Annotated in this window: 15 protein-coding genes and 1 pseudogene; 12 read left to right on the top strand and 4 right to left on the bottom strand. The window is 65.0% G+C overall.

Going from position 1 to position 24,195, the window contains the following annotated elements; genetic code table 11:
• Nucleotides 1-215: 215 nt before the first annotated feature.
• On the bottom strand, nucleotides 216-500 hold the full coding sequence (locus tag GV035_RS06545) for a DUF3253 domain-containing protein (protein WP_159834165.1): 285 nt from the start codon (nucleotides 498-500) through the stop codon (nucleotides 216-218).
• Nucleotides 501-1,125: 625 nt separating this feature from the next.
• On the opposite strand from GV035_RS06545, the gene GV035_RS06540 reads away from it, so the two are divergent.
• A complete protein-coding gene (locus tag GV035_RS06540) occupies nucleotides 1,126-1,413 on the top strand; it encodes a hypothetical protein (protein WP_159834164.1) in 288 nt (95 codons plus the stop codon).
• A gap of 34 nt (nucleotides 1,414-1,447) precedes the next feature.
• On the opposite strand, the gene GV035_RS06535 is transcribed toward GV035_RS06540, so the two are convergent.
• Complete coding sequence (locus GV035_RS06535) at nucleotides 1,448-2,689, bottom strand: NAD(P)/FAD-dependent oxidoreductase (RefSeq protein ID WP_159834163.1); 1,242 nt, start codon at nucleotides 2,687-2,689, stop codon at nucleotides 1,448-1,450.
• A gap of 537 nt (nucleotides 2,690-3,226) precedes the next feature.
• On the opposite strand from GV035_RS06535, the pseudogene GV035_RS06525 reads away from it, so the two are divergent.
• The 5 genes and pseudogenes from GV035_RS06525 to GV035_RS06505 all read left to right on the top strand — a co-directional run.
• A pseudogene (locus tag GV035_RS06525) lies at nucleotides 3,227-3,841 on the top strand (VOC family protein); the annotation flags it as partial.
• Nucleotides 3,842-3,970: 129 nt separating this feature from the next.
• The gene (locus GV035_RS06520) at nucleotides 3,971-4,825 is read left to right on the top strand and encodes an SH3 domain-containing protein (RefSeq protein ID WP_159834161.1); all 855 of its coding nucleotides are present in this window, start codon (nucleotides 3,971-3,973) and stop codon (nucleotides 4,823-4,825) included.
• Nucleotides 4,826-4,939: 114 nt separating this feature from the next.
• Nucleotides 4,940-5,353: a hypothetical protein gene (locus GV035_RS06515; RefSeq protein ID WP_159834160.1), complete on the top strand. Its 414-nt coding sequence runs from the start codon at nucleotides 4,940-4,942 to the stop codon at nucleotides 5,351-5,353.
• Nucleotides 5,354-5,527: 174 nt separating this feature from the next.
• Nucleotides 5,528-11,683, top strand: coding sequence for an AAA family ATPase (locus GV035_RS06510; protein ID WP_159834159.1), 6,156 nt, complete (start codon nucleotides 5,528-5,530; stop codon nucleotides 11,681-11,683).
• A gap of 514 nt (nucleotides 11,684-12,197) precedes the next feature.
• Nucleotides 12,198-12,827 (top strand): phosphatase PAP2 family protein, encoded by a 630-nt coding sequence (locus tag GV035_RS06505; RefSeq protein ID WP_159834158.1) that lies wholly within the window; start codon nucleotides 12,198-12,200, stop codon nucleotides 12,825-12,827.
• A 79-nt stretch (nucleotides 12,828-12,906) separates the two neighbouring features.
• Here the strand turns inward: GV035_RS06505 and GV035_RS06500 are convergent, their stop codons facing one another.
• On the bottom strand, nucleotides 12,907-13,857 hold the full coding sequence (locus GV035_RS06500; RefSeq protein ID WP_159834157.1) for a LysR substrate-binding domain-containing protein: 951 nt from the start codon (nucleotides 13,855-13,857) through the stop codon (nucleotides 12,907-12,909).
• A 108-nt stretch (nucleotides 13,858-13,965) separates the two neighbouring features.
• On the opposite strand from GV035_RS06500, the gene GV035_RS06495 reads away from it, so the two are divergent.
• Complete coding sequence (locus GV035_RS06495; RefSeq protein ID WP_159834156.1) at nucleotides 13,966-16,002, top strand: oxidoreductase; 2,037 nt, start codon at nucleotides 13,966-13,968, stop codon at nucleotides 16,000-16,002.
• A 49-nt stretch (nucleotides 16,003-16,051) separates the two neighbouring features.
• Entirely contained in the window at nucleotides 16,052-17,629 is a 1,578-nt protein-coding gene (locus GV035_RS06490; RefSeq protein ID WP_159834155.1) for an ABC transporter substrate-binding protein, read from the top strand.
• A gap of 15 nt (nucleotides 17,630-17,644) precedes the next feature.
• Here the strand turns inward: GV035_RS06490 and GV035_RS06485 are convergent, their stop codons facing one another.
• Entirely contained in the window at nucleotides 17,645-18,526 is an 882-nt protein-coding gene (locus GV035_RS06485) for a GNAT family N-acetyltransferase (protein WP_159834154.1), read from the bottom strand.
• A 239-nt stretch (nucleotides 18,527-18,765) separates the two neighbouring features.
• Between GV035_RS06485 and GV035_RS06480 the strand changes: the two genes are divergently transcribed.
• From GV035_RS06480 to GV035_RS06465, 4 genes are all read left to right on the top strand, one after another.
• A complete protein-coding gene (locus GV035_RS06480) occupies nucleotides 18,766-20,244 on the top strand; it encodes an aldehyde dehydrogenase family protein (protein WP_159834153.1) in 1,479 nt (492 codons plus the stop codon).
• Nucleotides 20,245-20,462: 218 nt separating this feature from the next.
• A complete protein-coding gene (locus GV035_RS06475; protein WP_159834152.1) occupies nucleotides 20,463-21,131 on the top strand; it encodes a haloacid dehalogenase type II in 669 nt (222 codons plus the stop codon).
• A 25-nt stretch (nucleotides 21,132-21,156) separates the two neighbouring features.
• Nucleotides 21,157-22,437, top strand: coding sequence for an NAD(P)/FAD-dependent oxidoreductase (locus tag GV035_RS06470; protein ID WP_159834151.1), 1,281 nt, complete (start codon nucleotides 21,157-21,159; stop codon nucleotides 22,435-22,437).
• A gap of 79 nt (nucleotides 22,438-22,516) precedes the next feature.
• Nucleotides 22,517-24,133, top strand: coding sequence for an ABC transporter substrate-binding protein (locus GV035_RS06465; RefSeq protein WP_159834150.1), 1,617 nt, complete (start codon nucleotides 22,517-22,519; stop codon nucleotides 24,131-24,133).
• Nucleotides 24,134-24,195: the final 62 nt, after the last annotated feature.

Genomic DNA, 24,195 nt, shown 5'->3' with positions numbered 1-24,195 from the left:
CGTGAGTCTCGAATCGGTACTTACCGCCGAACCAACACATCCGCTTTGCAGTTGGCGAAGTCTGCCGGCGGCGTGGCGTCGAACAGCGACCGTTAAGAAGCGGCGCGCGACGTCCTCCCGGAAGCGACCGTCTCCGGAGTCGCAAAAGTGGGTGCGGCGTTTCGAAACGCTCGCGACGCGCTTCGTGATTGCATCCGACGAAGCGCAACGGCCATTCATGTCGGCTGGCGCGTAAGGAATCTCACTCCCCGCCGCAACCGGATCGGGCCTCGGGCCAACCGATGCGGATCCAACGTATTGCCGCGCTGTGTGATCGCGATGACTTCCTCGCCCGCCAGACGGGCGGCGACCTGCCTGACCGCAGGCATCAGTGCGCGCCATGCCTGTTCGTCGCCGAGCAGCGTGCGTGCGACGTCCGACGGGCAAATGGAGGCAGTTTCCGCGCGCTGACTAAGCAGGCTCAGCATGCAACGTTCGATGTCAGAGTCCGATACGGTCATCGTCGGTTCTTTTTTGGTTTTGCGCCGAAGATAAAACGCCGAGTGCGTTGGCGGCTTGCACACGCAAGTGAAACAACTGCTTTTTGCGAGGTTAGCGAATGACCTGGCGTGCAGCCGTCCTGAGGCGAATGGCGTCAGTCGTCAACAACGCGTTGCTCGCAATGCGCAACGCTGCGTGCTCATCGGGATTCCGGGCGGCGAAGGTAGTCTCGTGCGTGGCGCGGGCTGCGAGCTTGCCATTGTAATGCGAGCGTTTCGCTCCAGAAACGTGGGCGAGGTCGCGTCGCGCGCCTCACTCCGCCTTTTGAGCGCGTTTTTGCGCGATTAAAACGTATATATTGAGGATCGCGAACCTAATCGTATTTCTTCGGAAACGAGAAGAAGTCATGCGCGCGATTGCATCGACTGTCAGGCCAGAAGACGCGTCACGATACATGCACAACTCAGCTATGAAACGCGACGGCCCATCGGTCGAACGTTCGTTTGCAGAATGCAATAACGGGCCCAAGAACCGACCAACTGACTGGAAATTCGACTTAAGTCAGGGAAAACGAAGGTATGAGTTACCGGAAAACCCTTCTAACATTTGGGACAAACATACGACGCATTCATCGAGGGAGCGGCAATGAATAGCGATCCAGAAGTGCTGTATAAGGGTTTCGCCCTGACGGCAATCGCCGTCGAAGACGCCGGAGGCTTCCATACTGCGATGGTCATCGTCAGGACTCCTTCGGGTGGACTGCGTGCCAGCGGCGCGCTCGGTCAGTTCCCATGTGCATTGCAGGCGAGGCGCTACGCGATCGAATACGGCATGGCCGACGTCGATGAGCGCGATCCGCCGCAACCCGACTGGCAACTCGAGAGTGGCGGTCTCACCGCAAAGAAATCCGCCGATGCGGTCGCACGACGCTAGGTCAGAATCGATTCCCGCCGCCACCTCTCACGTTCTATAAGAACCGGCTCGGCAAAAAAGCCCCTGGATTGACGAACGGAGCAATGCCCGTCATCAGTTCCGCGATCAGCCGCCCGGTCACCGGGCCAAGCGTCAACCCGTGGTGCGCGTGACCGAATGCGAACCAGAGTCCGTCGTGACGGGGCGCCGGGCCGATCACCGGCATCATGTCCGGCGTGCAGGGGCGGCGACCCAGCCACGGCTCGGCGTCAATCCGTTCCCCGAGCGGAAAGACTTCGCGCGCCAGCGGCTCGACCGCTTCGAGTTGCACGGGCGTCGGCGGGGCGTCGCGCGCGCCCAGCTCGACGCCCGTCGTCAGGCGGATGCCGCGAGTCATCGGCGTGATGACATAGCCCGCTTCTGCGTCGAGGACAGGCAAGTTCAGGCGCGCACCGTCCTGCGTCGCATAGTGCATGTGGTAGCCGCGCTTGACCTGCAGCGGCAGCCGATAGCCGAACTTCTGCGCAAGCTCAGCCGACCACGGCCCGAGCGCGACCACCACCGACTTCGCTTCGATGGCGCCGTCCTGCACGCGCACGCGCCAGCCGGGCTCGAGCGTCGTTGCATCGCCCAGCAAGACGCGGCCACCGAGTTCTTCGAATCGGCGCCCGTACGCGGTAACGAGCGCATTCGGATCGTTGACGGACTCGGCCGAAACGTGACGCACCGCGCCGACGAGCTTGCGACCGAGCGCAGGCTCGGCAAGGTGCAGACCGTCGGGATCGAGCGCATCGAAGGCGACTCCGAACTCGGCCTTCCATATGCGCGCTTCCTCGATGGCCGCATCCAGCGCGGCCTGAGTCCGGTAGACCTTCGTCCAGCCACCGGGGCGCACCAGCGCCGCCGCGCCGCATTCCTCGATGAGCGCGCGGTGCTCGGTCACGCAATGCTCGATCAAGGTCGCGTAGGACCGCGCGATCGTCGCATGACGGTCGGCCCGCGAGTGGTGCCAGTAGCGGTAAAGAAACGGCAGGAAGCCCGGAAGCGCGCGCGGATGGTAGCGCACGTCCAGCGCGCGGTTCGTGGCATAGCGGGCGAGTGAGCGCACGTCGCGCGGGAGCGCATAGGGATAAACGCCTTCGCGTTGAATGAGTCCCGCGTTGCCGAGCGAAGTCTCGTTGCCCGGCGGCTTTTTGTCGACGAGCGCCACAGCCACGCCGCGCTTCTGAAGATGCAGGGCGACCGATATCCCGACGATGCCGCCACCGAGGACCACGACGTCGAATGTATTTTGCATACGCCTTCTGCGGTGGCTGCACAGCATGAGGTAAGCAAGCCCCCGGCGCCGTGCAAGGCGTGCGCCGGAGCTTGCTGACATATTGTGCAATCAGAACGGGTCGACAACAACAGTGCGAGCGGCCCGGTTTTCCGACGAGCCCGCGCCGGGTGAATCGCATTATGAATTCAATGGTTCACCGTGCAGCTCGAAAGAGGCGTCACACGCTGCGTACGGTATCGTCAAATGCCGCAGCGGCGACGAATGCACTTCGCACCGATGACGAGGTTCGGCGCGCGGCGCAGCGGGACCCTGCGACTCGACGGAGCCAGAATCGACGTTCGTTCGCCGCAGCCTGGTCACGACGCTAATCGACGTGCGGTGTCCAAGCGTCGCCGCGAGCCGTCACATCACGAGCCTCGATATCTGTTGCGCAGCGGAGATCGCCTGATCCGCCACGATTCGCGAGCGTTGCGACTCGTGCGAGAACATCTGCGATGGCCCGGCGACGCTCAACGCCGCGAGCACGCGGCCATCGGCGGACACGATCGGCGCGGCAAGCGCGCCATCGACGTGAAGGGCTCGCCCTCCAACGTGTGGGGGCAGACGCTGCCCGTCGACACGCCGAGTCCCGTGTACGACCATGCGGAGCCGGTGGAAGTGGGGCTTGTCGTGTTCTTCACGAACTGTCTCGCGGAGCACCAACGCTTCTACGAGGAGCGTCTCGGCTTCGAGATGTCCGACCGGTACCCGGAACGCGGCGCTTTCATGCGATGCGCCCCGCACGGCGGCCATCACGATGTGTTCCTGCTGCAATTGCCCACGGGCAAACGCGGCCTGAACCACGTCGCCTTTACCGTGCGCGATATCCATGAAGTCTTCGGCGGCGGCCTGCTTATCAGCCGATGTGGCTGGGAAACGCAACTCGGGCCGGGACGGCATCCGGTGTCGTCGGCGTATTTCTGGTACTTCAAGAATCCGGCGGGCGGTCTGATCGAATACTACGCGGACGAAGATCAACTGACGCCCGACTGGCAGCCGCGCGATTTTGAACCCGGTCCGACCGTGTTCGCCGAATGGGCGGTCGATGGCGGCATCGACGGCGTGGCGCGACGTCAGAAGAACGCGACTGCGCCGGCGGGTAAGTTCATGACGGAGCAGAAGCAGGGCTGACGGCGAGTGACGGGCGGCCCGCAAGGGAGGACGGCATTCAAATTGCGGTAGCGTTCCATGCAACGCTGCGGCCTCTTCGCAAGACGGCGGCTCGCGGCAGATGCTTACGGAATCTTTTGCGGGGATGCGATGGCCGAACGGTTCTTTCATGCTGCACTGTTGGGCGCGGTTGCGGTATCGGCCGTGCCTGCGACGGCGATCGCGCAGTCGGTCGCTTATACCAGCGCGCCCGTGGTGATCTACGCGGGGCCCGGCGACGATTACCCGACCGTCGCGGAAGTGCCGGCGGGCGTGACGGTCACTGTCGTTGGCTGTGTCGACGGATACACCTGGTGCGACGTGGCAGCGCCCGACTTGCGCGGCTGGGCCGATGGCGGCAGCCTCGCGTTCCCCTATCAGGGCAGCAGCGTCCCGGTCTTGACCTATGGCACCGTGATCGGCGTGCCGATCGTCACGTTCGCAATAGGCAATTACTGGGGAAGCTACTACCGGAATCGCTCGTGGTATCGGGACGAGCCGCATTGGGCGCACCATCCGCCGCCGACGTATGGTGCGCCGCCGCCGCAGGATGGCCGCCCGCCGCGCGGCGAGCTGCCGCCTTCCAGAGGCGCGGGACCGGGGCACATACAGGGCAGGCCGCCGCAGGCGGCTCGTGAACCGCATCCGCAGCCGGGCGCTGTGCCGATGCAGGGAAGTCCGCCGCAGCAGGCCGGCGGTGCGCCGATGCGTGGTGGACCGCCGCCTCAAGCGGGCGCCGCACCGATGCAGGGAAGTCCTCCGCCGCAAGCCGGCGACGCGCCGATGCATGTCGTGCCTCCGCCGCAGCCCGGCGGAATGCCGACGCACGGAAGTCCTCCGCCGCAAGCCGCCGCCGTGCCGATGCATGTCGAACCGCCTCCGCAGGCCGGCGGCGCACTGCCGCAGCGACAAGGCCCGCCGCCTCAACATGGCGGTCCTCCGCACGGCGGCGAGTCCGTACACTAGGCACCGAGGTTCAGGCCGGACGAGCGACACGAGGCGAGGCAACTCGTCTGCCTGTCGCGGCGAACCTACGCATTCCGGACAGTGCAAACACGACTCCGCGCCGATCAGCCCTTCGTGACCACGAGCCCGCGCGAACCGACGTCGAAAAGCTATGTCAGCGTGCTCGCCTCCGACGTCCAGCTTCTTCCCGAAACAGCACGACAACGCCGCGATCTCGCGAACATAGCCCGTTCGCGCGTTAGCCCCTCGGCGCTGAATCTGATCGTGCTGCCGACGCTTGCGTTGTGCTCCGGACGCTTCGAGCAGGATGCACTCGCCGAGTCCGGTGTTCGCAGGTTTGGCGACCGTCCGTACATCGTGCTCGGCGTAATGTTCTTCGCCGCCCAAGCCACCTCCGTCGAGAGGGCCTTTTCGATAGCGTCCGGCTCTGTTGAATCTGCGGGAAACCAGCCGTTCGAGCCGGAACCAACATCATCGCGCACGCCCCTTCGCTCACCCTTTCCGAGCGTCTTATCATCGAGTGCGTGACATGCGCAGGCGGTACAATCCCGGCTGCAAAATGGCCTGCCGGCCAAAAATGCCATCGATCTAAGAGGCTCCCGCCCGTCGGCAGGCCGCCAAAACGATGGCTCGCCCCAAGCTGTAGGGTTTATTCACTCGCCGCGCCGAGGGCTCGCAGAGCGCCGCATCAGAGGGACCGCAATGCAAAACGCTGGTGGCTTCATCGCGACGCCAGGCCGCTACGCAGACCTGTCGCAATTCGAGCTCATTCATTCCGGCACACGGCACGCGTTGTATCGCGACAATCGCCCCGGTCAGGCCGTGGTCGTCAAGGTGAATGCGACGCCCAGCGCGCGGGCAGCCGACCCGCTGGACCATGAGCACGAGATGTTGCGCGGTCTCCATCTGCCGGGCGTCGTCAGATTACTCGCGCGTGTCGAAACCGGATCGGGCATCGGCCTCGTGATGGAGGACCTCGGCGGCACCAGCCTTGCCCACGCGCTTCGAACGACGCCGTGCTCGATCACCCTGTTTCTGACCATCGCGGCGCAGCTCGCCGAAGCAGTATCGCTTCTGCACGGCCTTCGCATTCTTCACGGCGACATCCATCCCGGAAACATCGTGTGGAACCCGCTCACCGGGCTGGCTACGCTATGCGATTTCACGCTGGCGACGAGCTTGCCGACGCTGCCGCTGGCGCCGGACAGCGTTAACCCGAGCGAGTTGGCAGGCACCCTTGCGTACATGTCGCCGGAGCAGACGGGTCGCACGGGGCGATCGGTCGATATCCGCGCAGACCTCTACTCGCTGGGCGCCACGTTCTATGAAATGTTGACGGGCTCACCGCCCTTCATCGAACGCGACCCGGTCGCGCTGGCGCACGCGCAGATCGCACGCCTGGCGCGTCCTCCTCACGAGGTGAGCCCCGAAGTGCCGATCGCGCTGTCGCGCATCGCGATGCGCCTGCTCGAAAAGGAGCCGAGCGATCGATATCAAACCGCCGAGGCGCTGGCCGCGGATTTGCTTGAAGCAAACCGGCAATGGGCGAGCGCCGGCTCGATCGAGCCGTTTCAACTCGCCGTGCATGAGGTGCCGCGTGCGCTGACGATTCGCGATCAGCTCTACGGTCGTGACGACGAGCTGCGATCGCTGAGCGCCGCGCTTTCGCGAACCTGCGCGGGAGGCCGCGAGCTGATGCTCGTCACCGGCGCGCCGGGGATCGGCAAGTCTGCGCTGGTGGATCGGCTGGGCGCGTCGGTCGAGGATGTGCATGGCTACTACGCCGCCGGCAAATTCGACCAGTTGCAGCGCAGCGTGCCGTTCTCGGGCTTGGCGCAGGCGTTCAGAAGCCTCGTGCGGCAGCTGCTCACCGAATCCGACGCGATGCTCGACGCATGGCGAGCGCGCATCGCAGAAGCGGTAGCGCCCAATGGGCAACTGCTGGTCCTGCTCGTGCCGGAACTCGAGCGCGTGCTGGGGCCGCAGCCCGAGGTGCCGGATGTCGGCCCGGTCGAGTCGATCAATCGCTTCCAATTGCTGATTCGGCGGTTTCTGCGCGTGTTCGCGCAAGCCGATCATCCGTTGGTGCTGTTCCTCGACGACTTGCAGTGGGTCGATGCCGCCTCACTCCAACTGATCGTCCAGTGCGCCAGCGACGTGGCGAGCCACTATCTGCTGATCATCGGCGCCTACCGTGATGGCGAGGTGGGCCGCTCGCATCCGTTGACGCTTTCGCTCGACGCATTGCGCGACGCCAATTCCGACATCCATACGGTCCATCTCGAGCCGCTGCGCGCGAACGCCATCGCGCAACTGGTTGCCGACACCGTGGCGGAAGACCCGGCGCGACTGGGCAGCCTGGTCGATGTGCTCATCAGCAAGTCGGCGGGCAATCCCTTTTTCGTGCGGCAACTGCTGCATCTGATGCATGCGCAGGGCCTGATCCGCTTCGACGCCGACGCGCGCCGCTGGCGCTGGAATGAAGCGGAAATCGAGCACGCGCCGTTGTCGGACAACGTGCTCGACGTGATGGTGCTCGCGATCGGCCGGCTGCCGCCGCACGCCAAGCGCCTACTGGAAACCGCAGCGTGCATCGGGCATCGCTTCGATCTCGGCACGCTCGGCGAGCTGACCGACCTGTCCCGCACCGCATTGGACGTGCAGCTCTGGCCGGCGATCGAAGATGGGCTGCTGGTTCAGGAGCGTGCCGCATTGCCGCCGCGTGCGCCGGATAACCAGACTCCGTTGGCACCCGCCGCGCTGCGGTTCTCGCACGACCGAGTGCAGCAAGCGGCTTATGGCTTGCTCAGCGAGGCCGACCGTCAGACCCTGCACCATTCGATCGGCCGGCGGCTGCTCGACCGTGCGGGCGATCACCTCGACGCCAACCTGTTCGAGATCGTCGATCAGTTCAACCTGGGCGAATCGCGCGTTGTCGACGCCGCCGAGCGCGCCCGGCTGGTCGGGCTCAATCTTGCCGCAGGCCGCAAGGCCAAGGAGTCGGCCGCTTATCGCGCGGCTTTTGAGTATTTGTCGGTTGCGAGACGCCTGCTCGATGAGAAGACCTGGGCCAGTGAATCGGCTCTGACATTCACGATTTACCGGGAACTGGCCGAAAGCGCCTACCTCGTGGGCGAGCACGCCACCGCGGAAGCACTGGTCGAAACGGCTTTGCACCATGCGCCTTCCCGCGCAGCCAAGGCGGAGTTGTATGGGTTGCGCGTGCTGGCAGCAACCGTTGCCAGTGACTGGCAGCGCGCGCTGCATTGGGGGCGCGAGGGTTTATCGGTATTCGGGCTCGAATGGCCGCTGGAGGGGCAGGCCGAAGCAATCGAGGCCGAGGTGGCCGCGGTCATGCGCAACCTGGGCGGCCGCGACATCGAGGGGCTGGTCAGCGAATCCGACGTGGAGGACGCGGATATTCGCGCCAGCATGCGTCTGTTGTCGCTGCTCGGTGCGCCGGCCTACTTCAGCGGCGCGCCGGTCTTGACGTTTCTCGTCAGCCGCGCGGTAAATCTGTCGTTGATGCATGGCCCGTCTATTTATTCTGCCTTCGCCTATGTGTTCTATGGCGGCATCTACAACACGCTGACCGGTCAATACGACGTCGGATATGCGTTCGGCAAACTGGCGCTGGCGATGGCCATGCGCTTTGGCGATCGCGCCGAGCAATGCCGCACGCAAGAGGTGTACGGGGTGCTGGTGCATCACTGGAAAGCACCGCTGCGCGATGGCCTGCCGCTATTGAAGCAGGGCTTTCAGGCCGGGGCAGAATCCGGCGAACTCGCGTTCGCCGCGTTCAATCTGAACTCGGTGCTGATCAACGGCCTGCCCGCTGCGCTGCCACTGAGGGAGCTGCTGGAGGAGGCCGACGTTGCTCTGGATTTCGCGGCCACCCAGAACAACCGCACCAGTTTCGAGATAGCGGTGCCGTACCGGCAGATCGCACGGGCGTTGACTGGCGCGACTGCCCGCCCCGACAGTTTCGACGACGCGACGTTCGACGAAGCGCGGTTCCTAACCGACGCTGCCGGCCACGCGACCGCGCTCGGCCACTTCTGGGTCATGCGCCTCCAACTGGCCTACCTGATGGGCGATTATCGCCACGCGTCGAGGTGTTCGGTCGAAGCCGAGATGCGTATCGCCACCGGCATCCTCGGCATGATCACATCGGCCGAGCACGTGTTCTATACCGCGCTCACGCTGGCGGCCACGGCGAGCGCGCCGGTCGATGAAGGCGCGCCGTCGCTCACCTCATTGCGCGGTCTGCACGCGAAGCTCGCCAACTGGGCGCGATACTGTCCGCAGAACTTCGCTCACAAGGCTACATTGGTCGGCGCGGAAATCGCGCGGGTAGAGCGCCGGCGCGACGAGGCATCGACGCTGTATCGGCGCGCGATCGCGGAGGCTGGACGCCAGTGCTTCGTCCAGGATGAAGCATTGGCGCACGAACTGCGCGCGAAGTTTCTGCTGAGCGAGGACGAGCCGGCCTTCGCGGCCGTGCATGCGCGCCTCGCGCTCGACCGCTATCGTCGATGGGGCGCGACGGAGAAAGTCCGCGCGCTCGAGGCAGCCTTCCCGGAGGCGAGCGGCGGCGAACCGCTGACCGCTCGCCTGCCCAATTCGCTCGACCAGATGGCGTTGATCAAGGCGTCGCAAGCGATATCGAGCGAGACGACGCCCGAGCGTTTGTTCGAGCAGATCCTGCGCGTCGTGATCGAGGTGGCAGGTGCGCAGCGAGGCGTATTGGCGCTGGTCAGGCATGGCGCGCTCACCGTCCACGCGCAAATCGAAATCGCCGGTGAGGTCTCGCTGTCGCTTGTCGAGGTACCGCTTGAGCAGTGTGCCCAGGTGTCGTCGGCAATGCTTCATTACGTGCACCGGACCAGCGATTTCTTGCTGCTTTCCGACGCTCGTGCCAGCGGCCTGTTCGTGCGCGATCCAGTAGTGCAACGGCGGCAGATCCGCTCGGTGTTGTGCGTGCCGCTCATGAAGCGGTCGTCGCTGGTCGGGCTCATCTATCTGGAAAACAACGCGATGGCCGGTGCGTTCGCCGAAGAACTGGTCGAGGTCGGCAAGGTGCTGGCGGCTCAGGCGGTCATCTCGCTCGAGAACTGCAGTCTGCTGAAGAAGATGCAGGAACTGACCGGCGATCTGGAAGAGCGCGTCGCCGTTCGGACGCGCCAGTTGACGGACGAAATCGCCGCGCGCGATAAAGCCGAGACCGCCGTCAAGATAGCCGAAGGCCGTCAGGCCCTGCTGCTTCGGCTCAGCGATGCGCTGCGTTCGCTTGACGACCCCGACGCCATGCGGCAGGCCGCCATGCGGCTGTTGGGCGAACATTCCGGTTGGGCGCACACGTTTCACTTCAAGGCCGAGCGCGATGCCGACGGGCAGCTTGCGCAGGTCACCGAGCATGGCTATTCGAGCGATCCGGCGCGTGTCGAAATCAATCGCGCATATGCGCTCGATGACGCCGATGACGAATGGATGCGCGCACTGGCGCGTGGTGAACTGATCGCGATCGCAGACATCGAGACCTCGCCGCGTATCGGCGAAGCGCAACGCGCTTCTTACCGTGGACTCGGTGTCGCCGCCTTGATGCTGGTGCCTGCCGCGAGCGAAGCGGGCGCCGTCATGGGCATCGGCGCGCATGACACGCGGCCCCACGCATGGAGCGCCGACGACGCGGACCTGATGCGCGAGGTAGCCGCACGTACCTCGGTTGCCTGTGAGCGCGCGCGTGCGGAAGCGGCGCTGCGCCAGGCCGACCGTCAGAAAGACGACTTTCTGGCGATGCTGGCGCACGAACTGCGCAATCCACTTGCGTCGATCAGCAATGCAAGCGAATTGCTGGCTCGCACCACTCACGCTGGCGGCACGCGTGTGGACGCGCTGTCCGCGTTGTTGAAGCGGCAAACCCGGCAGCTATCCCGGCTGGTCGACGATTTACTCGACCTGTCGCGCATTTCGAGAGGCCGCATCACGCTCGAAGAGACCACGCTCGAAGTCGGCGAGCTCGTGCAGCAAGCCGTCGAGACCGTGCAAAGTTTCGTGCAGGAGAAGGCGCATCGCCTGCTGGTGGCAAAGCCTACGTATGGCCTCTACGTGCACGGTGACAAGACGCGGCTGGTGCAGGCCATTTCGAATGTCCTTCACAACGCCGCCAAGTACACGGACAGGGGCGGGGAGATCTACCTCGAAATCATCGACTCGGAACAGGAGATCGGGATCAAGGTACGCGACAGCGGCGTGGGGATTCCGGCGGACATCATCCCCGCGCTCTTCGACATGTTCGTGCAAAGCGAACGCACGCTCGACCGCTCGCAAGGCGGGCTCGGCATCGGCTTGTCGGTGGTCAAACGCCTGATCGACATGCATCACGGTTCGGTGCAGGCGGCGAGCAGCGGCATCGGCCAGGGCGCCACGTTCACGATCCGTCTGCCTCGCGTCGCTGCGCCGCAGGCGGCGTCGGACAGCGCATTATCCGATTCCGGTTCGCCGGGGCAACGCATCCTCATCGTCGATGACAACGTCGACGCCGCCGATTCCCTCGCGATGCTGCTGGAACTTGACGGTCACAGCGTCAGGACCGCGTACGGTGCGCTCGAAGCTCTGGAGGCGGTCGAGCAGTCGAAGCCCGACATTCTGTTTCTCGATATCGGCCTGCCAGCGATGGATGGGTATGAAGTCGCGCGGCGGCTGCGCACGCAGCCCGAAAACGGGTCGATACGTCTGGTCGCTGTAACCGGCTATGGACAGAAGGAGGACCGCGAGCGGGCGCTGGCGTCGGGCTTCGATGATCATCTCGTGAAGCCGGTCAGGCCGGAGTCGTTGAGGCTTGTCGTAGCGCAGTGACCGGGGACAGCCGTCGTGCGCCTGCCGCCACCCGTGGGCGAGCGAGGCGCGGCTTCAGCTTATCGTCGGAACGCGGGGCGACGAACCCGCAGTTCAACGAATCGATGCAGGCGGGCGCACCCGAGTACTTCATGGTGCTCTTATGCGCCGCTCCCCACTGGGGCAGCCACAGTCGTGAGCAAGTCGTTAGGCCTATCGTTCTACTCATCGTCTTGGACATTCATGCAGCCGCGGTTCATGTAAGCCGTGAAGAAAGCATCCGCGCTCGCTCAAGTATGACTAGTTTGGCGAAGCGTTCACGATACGGCGAGCGGTTTAAGTCTCGTCGCAGAACGAAGCGTTGTGCCGACGCGCTCGCCGTCACCGAAGCCGCGCCTGCCGTTCTTACCGCCGTTGCTGTTCTGTAACACTGACAGAAAGATAAACGGTCCAAAGCGTTCCTTAAGCATTCCATAAGGCGGCCTGGCTAGGCTTTCCAGAAGCAGGTCTTATTGGCCCCTTCTGGAGCGCGTGAATGTCGACCCATTTCGTTCGGTCTGCTACATCTTCAGTCAGACATCTGCTTGTTTGTACCGTCTTGGTGATAACCAGCCATAGCGCGTTGGCCGGACTCGATCACGAACTCGCCTATGACAATAGCGGCATCTGGAATCGCAACGTGCAGCTGGCGGTCGAGTACTCGGCTATTGCAGTCGCGTTCGGAGGGGCGCTGTGGCTTGGCAACGATAGCGAGCTCGGTCATACTTTCTGGCAGACCGTCGATTCAGAAGCCATTTCTGCCGTTGCGGCGCAGGGAATGAAGTACGCGTTCGGGCGGCAGCGACCATCGAGCGGGAAAGGGCCGAATGCCTGGTTTCAGGGCGGGCAAAGTTTTCCGAGTGGTGAAGTGACCTTGCAGGCGAGCTTCGTGACGCCTTTCATCGTTCACTACGGACGGCGCTATCCGGCGGTATGGGCGCTTGAACTTTTGCCGCTCTACGACGGCATTGCTCGGATGAAATCACACGCCCATTGGCAGACGGACGTTCTCGGCGGTTGGGCGCTTGGCACAGCCGTCGGCTACCTGACGACCACATGGGAAACGCCGATATCCGTGATGATCCTTCCGCGCGGTTTCGCCGTTGGGCTGTCCAAGCGGTTTTGAAGTCTCATCGCAGCTTGGTCGACAAAGGCGCTCGTTCGCCGGGAGCGGCACGACCGAACTTCCACGAAAGCCACGCACATCACCGAACACGGGGCTCGCGCCCGATCGCCCGCAAGCCTTCAAGCGTCCGCATTGCGCCTTCCACTTCGGCTTTCATCTCGTCCACCAGCCATTGCGCCACTTGCCTGACGCTTTCCGAAGGCTCCGCCGATCGACATTGGAGCACGTAGTGTCCGCCGGTCGCCACATACCGTTCGCAGGCCGGCACGACCTTGCCTTCGTTGAGCGGCGCCGCAATCGCGAGCAGCCAGCCGAGCACCACGCCTTGTCCAAGCATCGCGCATTGAACCGCGAGCCCGGGATCGCTGTGATGCACTGCCTTGCCATCGACTGCATCGCCGAGTCCGATCAGGCGATAGAAATCGGCCCACGAATGCGTCGTCGGATCGAGATGAATGAGCGTATGTCGTGGCGTTTGCGAAGGCGCGTCGAGCGGCCCGAACTGTGCGCGATAAGCCGGGCTGCACACGGGCACGATGATCTCGGGACACAGACAATGCGGATGCCGCTCGGAGCCTGCGCCGTGCAGCCGGATGCCGAGGTCCGCATCTTCGAGCGGTCCATAGAGGCGTCCGGCCATGACCTGCAAGCGCAGATTGACCGATGGAAACGCCTTCTGAAATTCGGCGTAACGCGGCAAGAGCCATAACGCCGCGAAGCCGCTCGCCAGCGATAGCGTCACGATCTCGCCTTGCGCATGGTCGCGCTTCAGTTCGTCGATGGTGCTGCCGATCTGGCCGAACCCCGACGCCACCGCGCGCTGTAGCGTCGCGCCGCGCTCGGTCAATGCAAGGCCGACTTTCGTGCGCTCGAAGAGCCTGAAGCCGAGCGCATCTTCGAGACGGGACACCATCCGGCTCACGGCCACCGGCGTCACGTTGAGTTCGCCTGCTGCTTTCGTAAAGCTCAGAAGACGCCCGGATGTCTCGAACACCAGCAGCGCCTGAAGTGAAGGAAGTCTCAAACTCATCGAAAACCCGCATTAACACCATGTAATAGGGCAGGGACGCATTTGTAAATTGACCGTGATTTGTGGCCTCTTTACTTTGTCTCCAACTTCAAACGCCGCCCGCAGGCCATGACCACACACATCGACGGTTCTTCATCGGACCCGCTGCTGCAACCGTTCACGCTGAAGTCGCTCGTGCTCAAGAACCGCGTCATGAGTACTGCGCACGCGAGCCGGCTGACGCGCGATGAATTCCCGCAAGAGGTGTATCAAAGGTATCACGAGGAAAAGGCCAAGGGCGGCATCGCGCTGACGATGTTCGGCGGCTCGTCGAATGTCAGCCTCGACAGTCCCCAAACGTTCCAGCAGATCAACGTCGGCACCGATGCCGTCGTGCCGCATTTGCGCGCATTCTCCGAGCGCATTCACGCGCACGGCGCGGCGCTCATGTGTCAGATCACGCATCTCGGGCGCCGCGGCGATGCCTATGCGGAACCGTGGCTGCCCATGCTCGCGCCTTCGCCGGTGCGCGAGACGCTGCATCGCGCGATTCCGCAGGTCATTCACGACCGCGATATCAAGCGCATCGTGCGCGACTTCGGGCTTGCCGCGAAGCGTTGCCGCGACGGCGGACTGGACGGCCTCGAAACGCACGCGGGCGGTCATCTGCTCGGGCAGTTCATGGACCCGACCGTGAACCTGCGCACCGACAAATACGGTGGATCGACGGCCAATCGCTGCCGCTTCGTGATCGAGGTTCATGAGGAGATCCGCAAGCAGGTCGGCGACGACTTCATCGTGGGCTTTCGCTTCGCGCTCGAAGACGGATGCAGCTTCGAGGAAGGTCTGGAAATGTCGCGCATTCTTCAGCGCACCGGCCTCTTCGACTTCTTCAACGTCGTGTTCGGGCGCATGGACACGAAGATGGCGCTCGCGTCGTATTCGATGCCGGGCATGTTCGTGCGCTCGTCGCCGTTCCTCGACAAGGCCGCCGCGTTCAAGCGCGCCGTCGATCTGCCCGTGTTCCACGCCGCGAAGATCGCGGACCTCGCCACCGCGCGCTATGCGATCCGCGAAGGGCTGCTCGACATGGTCGGCATGACGCGCGCGCATATCGCCGAGCCGCATCTCGTGAAGCTCGTGGAAGCCGGCAAGGAAGACGAAGCGCGGCCGTGCGTCGGGGCTTCGTTCTGCCGCAATTTCCGCGCGACGTGCATCCATAACCCGGCGACTTCGCGGGAGACGATGCTCACGCATGACATACCGCAGGCGGCGCGCAAGAAGCGCGTGCTGATTGTCGGCGCGGGTCCGGCGGGGCTCGAAGCGGCGCGCGTGTGCGCGACGCGCGGGCATCACGTGACCGTGCTTGAAGCGAACGCGTCGGCGGGCGGACAGTTGCAGCTCGCGGCCACGGGAAGCTGGCGGCGCGACCTGATCGGCATCGTGGACTGGCGCGTCGCGGCGCTGGATCGTCTTGGCGTCGACATCCGCTACAACCACTACGCCGAACTGAACGACGTGCTGGATCACCAGGCCGATGTCGTCATCATCGCGACGGGCGGCCTGCCGGACCTCGACGCACTGCCGGGCGGCGAGCTGTGCAAATCCGTCTTCGACGCGCTCTCGGATACGCCGCCGCGCGAGGGCAGCGTGCTCGTCTACGACGGCACGGGCCGGCACAACGCGTATCTGTGCGCCGAGCGATTCGTCGAAGCGGGGCTGGATGTGTCGCTCGCGCTAATCGACAGTACCCCGGCGCAGGAAACGGGCGGGCGCGGCGACGATCAGGTCTGGATGCGCAACATCGCGCGATGGAAAGTGCCGGTCAGCACGAACGTCGAGCTGATCGAAGTGACTGCGACGGCATCGGGCAAGCGGCGCGCGGTGTTTCATCATCATCTGACGGACGAGCGGATCGAGGTCGAAGCGGATCACGTCGTGGCCGAGCGCGGCATGCTCGCCGTGGACGATCTCTTCGAAGGCGCGCGCATGTATTCCGCGAACGACGGCTACACGGACCTTGCCGCGTTCGCGAGCGCGAAGGCGCAGCCGGAGATGGAAGGCGAAGGCGGGCAGTTTCATCTGTACCGGATCGGCGATGCGAGCGCGTCGCGCGACATCCACACCGCGATCTACGATGCCTACCGGCTGTGCCTGGCGCTGTGAGCAAGCGCCGCGTGCGCCCTATATGAGATGAACGAGCGAGGCTGAGACCATGAAAGACCCGAACGAGTTGCCGATTGCCGACCCCTCTCGCCGCAAGGCGGTCAAGACGCTGCTGGCGGCGGGCGCCACGAGCCTGATCCTTACCCGCGTGCCCGAACTCGCGTTCGCCGCGACCGAGCCTGCGCCGAAGCGCGGCGGATGGCTGCGCGTGGCGATGGCGAACCAGTCGCTCGCCGATTCGCTCGATCCCGCGCGCGGCACGCACACCGGCGACTACTCGCGCATGTACATGTTCTACAGCGGCCTGACCGAACTGGACGCCGACTTCCATACGCAGAACGCGCTCGCCGACAAGTTCGAATCGGACGACTTCACGAAGTGGCGACTGGCGCTCAAGCCGAACGTGCACTTTCACGACGGCAAGCCGCTCACCGCCGACGATGTCGTCTTCTCGCTGATGCGGCACAAGAATCCGGCGACGGCATCGAAGGCGAAGTCGATCGCCGACAACTTTAGCGCGATGAAGGCCACCGGCTCGCTGACGCTCGAGATCACGCTGAACGAGCCGAACGTCGATCTGCCGACGCTGCTCGCGATTCCGCACTTCGTGATCGTCGCGGCGAACACGACGGACTTCTCGAAGGGCAACGGCACGGGTCCGTTCGTCTGCAAGGCGTTCACGCCCGCGCAGCAATGCATCGGCGCGCGCAATCCGAACTTCTGGAAGCCGGGCCGTCCGTATCTCGACGAAGTGGAAATCATCGGCGTGGCCGACGACGCCGCGCGCACCAACGCGCTGTTGTCCGGCGACGTGCAGCTCATCTCGCCGCTGCCCGCACGCGACGTCGAACGCCTGAAGCAGACGGGCACCATGACCATTCTCGAAAGCCCGTCGCAGTTGTATTCCGACCTCGCGCTGCGTCAGGACATGATTCCGACGAAGAGCCCGGATTTCGTCGAAGGCATCAAGTTCCTGCATGACCGTCAGCAGATCGTGCGCGTGATGCTGCGCGGACACGGCACCATTGCGAACGATCATCCGGTGCCCGAGTGGCATCCGTACTTCATGAAGGGCCTGCCGCAGCGCGCCTTCGATCCGGACCGCGCGCAGTCCTGCTTCAAGAAGCTCGGCGCGAGCGGGGCGCGGGGCGAGATCATCGCGCCGCCATCGGTGGAAACGGCCATCGATTCCGCGCTCATGGTGCAGCAGGCCGCGAAGCAGGCGGGCGCGGACATCACCGTGCGCCGCGTGCCGGCGGACGGCTACTGGTCCACCTACTGGATGAAGTATCCGATGACCTACGGCTCCATCCTGCCGCGCCCGACGCTCGACTTGCTGTACACGCAGTTCTTTCAGTCGAACGCGACGTGGAACGAATCGGGCTGGAAGAATCCGCAGTTCGATCAACTGCTCGTGCAGGCGCGCCGCGAACGCGACGACGCGAAGCGCAAGCAGCTTTACGGCGACATGCAGACCATCATCTATGAGAAGAACAGCCTCGTGATTCCGGCGTTCATCAACTTCATCGACGGACAGAGCGCGAAGCTGCGCGGCCTGAAGGGCAGTCCGTCGGGCCGGCTGATGGGCTACCGCTTCGCGGAGTTCGCGTGGCTGGATCAGGCGTGAGCGGCGCGTGCGCGTTCACCAGACCGCCTGACTTGCCAGCGCGTATTGCCGCAGCGTGTCGTCGAGGCGGGGCCGGCCATTGAGCGCCATCTGCTCGATGTCGTCCACTTGCGGCAAGCCCAGCCCTTCGAGCCAATGGCTGAGTCCGAACGAAACGGGCGTATCCACGCGCACGAACATGCCCGCGTTGAGCGCGAGCCAGTAGCTGATGAGCGCCTTCGCCCGGCGTTCGTCGTCGGACACCGGCGCGACGACCGGACCGATCACATGGCCATCGCCGAAGCGCCGGAAGAGCGCGAAGCCGAGCAATTCGCCGTCGCGGTCGAGTGCGATGCCGCTCGATGCGTCGAGCAATTGCGGCAGCAGCGACGCGCGATCGAGGCCGCTCGCCCGCGATGCGAGTTCGACGAGGCGCGGCGTGTCTTTCGCGCCGATCGGACGCAGCCGTTCGCCCGGCGGCAGCGACACGAGCGGCGGCTGGAACGCGGCGCCCTGATGTTGATTGATCGTGCCGATGGACGCGAAGCCGAGCGACTCGCAGGTCGGCCGGCCTTCGGGGGAGGCGTGGATCAGAAGCGTGCGCGAGCCGAGCGTCCCCATGAGCCGCTCGATGAGCGCGCGCCCGATACCACGCCGCTGATGGCTCGGCGCGACGATGAACATGCCGAGCGTCGCGGCATCGGCGCCGAACTCGAAGGCGAGCGCGGTGCCGACGAGCCCGTCGCCGTCGAACGCGGCGAAGCCCTTGCCGATGCGCGCGGCGAAGCGCCAGTCGTCGGCGCGGTGCCGCCATCGCACGGCTCCCGACAGCGCGAGCGCGGCGGGCAGGTCATCGGGCGTGAAGGCGCGGTACCGGACGGCGGCGCTCGTCGCCGTGTTGCGTTCTGAGTCGGGCACGCGGGCCTCCTCGTTCTAATGACAGTCACGGTGACTGTGACACCGCGTGCGCCGCGCGGCTAGGACGATCCTGTTGCGCGCACGGTCCGCGCAGCGCGCGCCGTGGTGCAACGCAAAAGCGCAAGATCGGGTCGCGAGAACGCGCGCAATCTGCTGAATCGGCAATTTTGTCGGCGAAATATGCCGGCGCTGCGCCCCTACGATGGATGTCAGTCAACGCACCGCGAAGGAGTCGTCACATGGACCGGTTCGATCCCGCCGCCGTCGCTGTCCGACGGGGGCATTTCATCGGCGGCGAGTATATCGATGCCGGGCCGTCGCGCATCGAGGTCGCGCGCCCGTCGGACGGCGTGCCGTACGCATCGGTGCCGCTCGCCGACGACGCGATGATCGACTACGCCGTGGAGAACGCATGGCGCGCGCAGCGCACGAGCGGGTGGGCCAGCTGCGCGCCGCGCGAACGGGCGCGCGTGCTGCGCTGTCTCGCGGATCTGGTCGCCGCGGACGCGCAGATTCTCGCGCCGCTCGAAGCCGTCGGCTCGACGCGTCCCGTGCGCGATGCGTTCAACTGGGACGTGCCGTTCACCGCCGAAGGCATCCGCTTCTACGCGGAACTCGCCGACAAGATTGGCGGCGAGGTCGCGGCGACAGACCATCGGCATCTGGGCATGACGCTCGCCGAGCCGTACGGCGTGATCGGCGCCATCGCGCCGTGGAATTTTCCGCTCGTGATGGCGTCGTGGAAGATCGCCCCCGCGCTCGCGGCGGGCAATGCGGTCGTGCTGAAGCCCTCCGAAATGACGCCGTTTTCCGTGCTGCGGCTGGCGGAACTGGCAATCCAGGCGGGCGTGCCGGCTGGCGTCTTCAACGTCGTTCAGGGCGATGGCCGCACGACCGGCGACACGCTCGTGCGCCATCCGCGCATCGCGAAGGTGACGTTTACCGGCTCGACGCGCACGGGCGCGGCGATCATGGCCGCCTGCGCGCAGACCGGCACGAAGCCCGTCACGCTGGAGCTGGGCGGCAAGAGTCCGCAGATCGTCTTTGCGGATGCGCCGCGCATCGACGAGGTCGCGCGGCGCATTGCCGGCGCGATCACGGCGAATGCGGGCCAAGTGTGCGTGGCCGGATCGCGTTTGCTGGTCGAGCGGCCAATCGCGGAGGAACTGACCGCGCGCATCGAAGTGGCGTTCGCCGAACTGCGCGCGGGTCCGACGTGGTCCGCATCCGCGACGCTGCCGCCGATCATCTGCGAGCCGCAGGCCGCGCGTATCGACGGGATCGTGCGGCGCAGCGTGGCGGCGGGCGCGACGCTGCGCTGTGGCGGGCAACGCGCGGACGCATCGACGCCGGGCGCCTTTTACGCGCCGACCTTGCTCACCGATGTCACGCCCGACGCCGAAGCCGTGCGCGAAGAAATCTTCGGTCCGGTGCTGACGGTGCAGCCCTTCGACGACGAAGCCGAAGCCCTGCAACTCGCCGCGCATCGGGAGTACGGCCTCGCGGCGGGCGTGCATACGGCGGACATCGGCCGCGCGTTGCGCATGGTGCGCGGTATCGAAGCGGGCACGGTCTGGGTGAACCGCTATGGCCGCACGAGCGATTTCGTGATTCCGACGGGCGGCTACGGACGCTCGGGCATCGGCAAGGATCTCGGGCGGCAAGCGTACGAAGCGAATTTGCGCTTCAAGAGCGTGCTGATCGACGTGGGCATCTGACGAACGTCCGTGCGTTCCTGGAGGCGCACGGGCCGCCGCATAGTCTGCTGCGCGGGCGGCCCAAAACGAATGGTTTATGTCGTCGCGGCACGGCATTCGACGACATCGCGGTTTTTTGCCTTGTTCAAATTCTCCCAGCGGCGGTTATTTGTGATCCGCAGCCCGGGTTTCGCCACTGAACGCCGGCAACGGCTTCATCACACGACAGGACTGACACCATGATCGATTTCGAGCCGAAGTACATCACCTTCGACTGCTATGGCACGCTCACGAAGTTCCGTATGGCCGACATGACGCGCGAGTTGTTCGCCGACCGCCTGCAAGGCGCGGAGCTGGAGCAGTTCGTCGCGTTCTTCGCGGGCTATCGTCGCGATGAAGTTCTCGGCGCGTGGAAGCCGTATCGCGATGTGATCGTCAATTCGGTGCGCCGCGCGTGCAAGCGCATGAACGTCGAGTTCAACGAAGCGGAAGCCGAGAAGTTCTATCTCGCCGTGCCCACGTGGGGCCCGCATCCGGACGTGCCCGAAGGCCTCTCGCGTCTCGCGAAGAAGTACAAGCTCGTGATTCTGTCCAACGCGTCGGACGACCAGATCCAGAGCAACGTCGACAAGCTCGGCGCGCCGTTCCATAAGGTCTTCACCGCGCAGCAGGCGCAGTCGTACAAGCCGCGCATGCAGGGCTTCGAGTACATGTTCGATCAACTGAACTGCAATCCGGGCGACGTGCTGCACGTGTCGTCGAGCCTGCGCTACGACCTGATGACCGCGCACGACATGGGCATCAAGCACAAGGCGTTCGTCAATCGCGGCCACGAGCCGGGCACGCCGTACTACGAGTATGTCGAAGTGAAGACGATCGGCGAGATCGCGACGCAGCTCGGTCTTTGATCGTCCCATCACGCGGGCAACGCCGATGAAACTCGACTCCTACTGGCTCGACACCGCGCCGGCCTTCACCGCCGCAAGCGAAGGCCCGGCCGACGGCATGGTGGATGTCGCCGTGATCGGCGGCGGGTTCACCGGCCTGTCGGCGGCGCTCGCGCTGGGTCGGCGCGGCGCGAGCGTCGCCGTGCTGGACGCGGGGCGCATCGGCGGGGGCGCGTCGGGGCGCAACGGCGGCCAGTGCAACACGGGCGTCGCGCAGGACTATGCGGCGCTGCGCGCGCAACTGGGCGTCGAGCGCGCGCAGGGCTGCTATCGCGCGTATGCGGCGGCGGTGCAGACGGTGAAGCGATTGATCGCGGAGGAAGGCATCGACTGCGACTATCTCGCCACCGGCAAGCTGAAGCTCGCCGCGAAGCCGCATCATCTGGCGCACTTGGAGCACACCGCCGAGCTGATCCGGCGCGAAGTCGATGCCGACATCGACGTGCTCGGCGCCGAGCAGATTCGCAGCGAAGTCCAGTCGGACCGTTTCCACGGCGGCTTGTTGCAGCGTCGCGGCGGACAGATGCACATGGGCAAGTTCGCGGTCGGCCTGGCGAGCGCCGCCGCGAGAAAGGGCGCGCGTCTTTACGAGCACGCTGAAGTCACGGGCATCGCGAAGCAGGACGGCGCGTACCGGTATCGCGTGGAATCGAAGCGCGGCGTGCTGCATGCGAAGCAGGTCCTGATTGCGACCGGACCTTCGCGGCACGGGCCGTTCGGCTGGTATCGGCGGCGGATGGCGCCGGTCGGCTCGTTCATCATCGTGACCGAGCCGCTGCCGGCCGACGAACAGGCGCGGCTGCTGCCAAACCGCCGTTCGTACACGACGAGCCGCCTGATGCACAACTACTTTCGCGTGACGCCGGATGCGCGGCTGCTGTTCGGCGGACGCGCGCGTTTCACCGCATCCGAGCGTCCGTCGGATGCGAAAAGCGGACGCATTCTGCAAGCGAATCTCACGTCAGTGTTCCCGAGCCTTGCGCAAGCGCGCATCGACTACTGCTGGGGCGGTCTCGTCGATATCACCGCCGACCGCCTGCCGCGCGCCGGGCAGCACGACGGCGTGTATTTTTCGATGGGCTACAGCGGTCACGGCACGCAGATGTCGACGCACATGGGCCAGATCATGGCGCAAGTGATGAGCGGCGACGCGGCGGCCAACCCGTGGCGCGACTTCGACTGGCCCGCGATTCCCGGCCATACCGGCAAGCCGTGGTTTCTGCCGCTCGTCGGCGCGTATTACCAGATCAAGGACGTTTTTTACTAGAAGCGAGAAGCGCACGCAGTCAAAGAGTCAGCCGGTTCGCCGAGCTGATCGAGTCAGTCCCCTCAACGCGGAGAAGTTCATGAGCATCGACCAATCGCCCGAAGCAACGGGACATGCCGGCAACCGGCTCGAAGAACTGACGCGCCGTGGCGCGTCGCGTCGCACCGTCCTGCGCGCGATGGCCGCGAGCGGACTCCTGTCCGTCACCGGCGCGGGGTTGTTGACCGCGAGCGGCGCGGCCCTGGCACAGGACAAGCCGAAGCAGGGCGGCAAGATTCGCGTGGCGACGCAGTCGTCGTCGGCCGCGGATACGCTCGACCCGGCCAAGGGCTCGCTCAGCACCGACTATGCGCGCGGATTCATGTTCTACAACGGCCTCACGGAGCTGGATTCGCACCTCGGCGCGAAGATGGCGCTCGCCGAATCCATCGACACGAAAGACGCCACCGTGTGGGTCGTCAAGCTGCGCAACGGCGTGCAGTTCCACGACGGTAAATCGCTCGCGCCTGCCGACGTCGTTTATTCGCTGTCGCGCCACAAGGACGCGGCCGTCGGCTCGAAGGTCAAGACGATCGCGGATCAGTTCAAGGACGTGAAGGCCACGGGCCCGAACGAAGTGACGATCACGCTCGCCGGCCCCAACGCGGACCTGCCCGTGATCCTCGCGGATTCGCACTTTCTCGTCATCAAGGACGGCACGACGGATTTCAAGACGGCGGTCGGCACCGGCCCGTTCAAGGTCAAGGAGTTCACGCCGGGCGTGCGTACGGTCGGCGTGCGCAACGAGAAGTACTGGAAGCCGGGCCTGCCGCATCTGGACGAAGTGGAACTGATCGGCATCGGCGACGAACCGGCGCGCGTGAACGCGCTCTTGTCCGGCGACGTGCAGCTCATCAACGCGGTCAGCGCGCGCTCGACCGACCGCATCAAGGGCACGCCCGGTTTCGGCGTGCTGGAGACGAAGACCGGCGAGTACACCGATCTCATCATGCGCGATGTAGGCGGGATCACCGGCACGACGGATTTCCGGCGCGGCATGATGTACCTGATGGATCGCGAGCAGATGCGCCGCACGATCTTCCGCGGCTACGGCGCGATCGGCAACGATCAGCCGATCGATCCGACCAACAAGTACTACCTCGCCGGCCTGCCGCAGCGCACGTTCGATCCCGAGAAAGCCAAATTCCACTTCCAGAAGGCGAAGCTCGGCAATGCGCCCGTGCAGCTGTACGCGTCGCCGGCGGCGGAAGGCTCCGTCGAAATGGCCGTGCTGATGCAGCAGGTCGCGCCGCAAGCCGGGCTGAATCTGCAAGTCGTGCGCGTGCCCTCGGACGGCTACTGGTCGAATCACTGGATGAAGCATCCGCTCGGCTTCGGCAACATCAACGCGCGGCCGAGCGCGGACGTGATCTTCACGCAGTTCTTCAAGTCGGACGCGCCGTGGAATGAAGCCAACTGGAAGAACCCGCAGTTCGACCAGATGCTCGTCGCCGCACGCGGCGAACCGGACGACGCGAAGCGCAAGAAGATCTACGGCGACATGCAGGAACTCGTGCACAAGGACGGCGGCGTCGGCATTCCGATGTTCCAGAGCTCGCTCGACGCGCATTCCGCGAAGCTCAAGGGTCTCGGCTCCATTCCGCTCGCGGGCCTGATGGGTTTCATGTTCGCGGAGAACGTGTGGCTCGAAGCTTGAGCGTCAGTTGACACGCGACGCGCCGCCGGGACCGGCGGCGCATGGTTTCCACCTCCAACGGA

This window comes from Burkholderia sp. 8Y, assembly GCF_902506145.1.
In the GTDB taxonomy this organism is placed as follows: domain Bacteria; phylum Pseudomonadota; class Gammaproteobacteria; order Burkholderiales; family Burkholderiaceae; genus Caballeronia.
The sequence above is the reverse complement of the archived record's forward strand: the minus strand, read 5'-3'. Positions and strand labels throughout refer to the sequence as shown.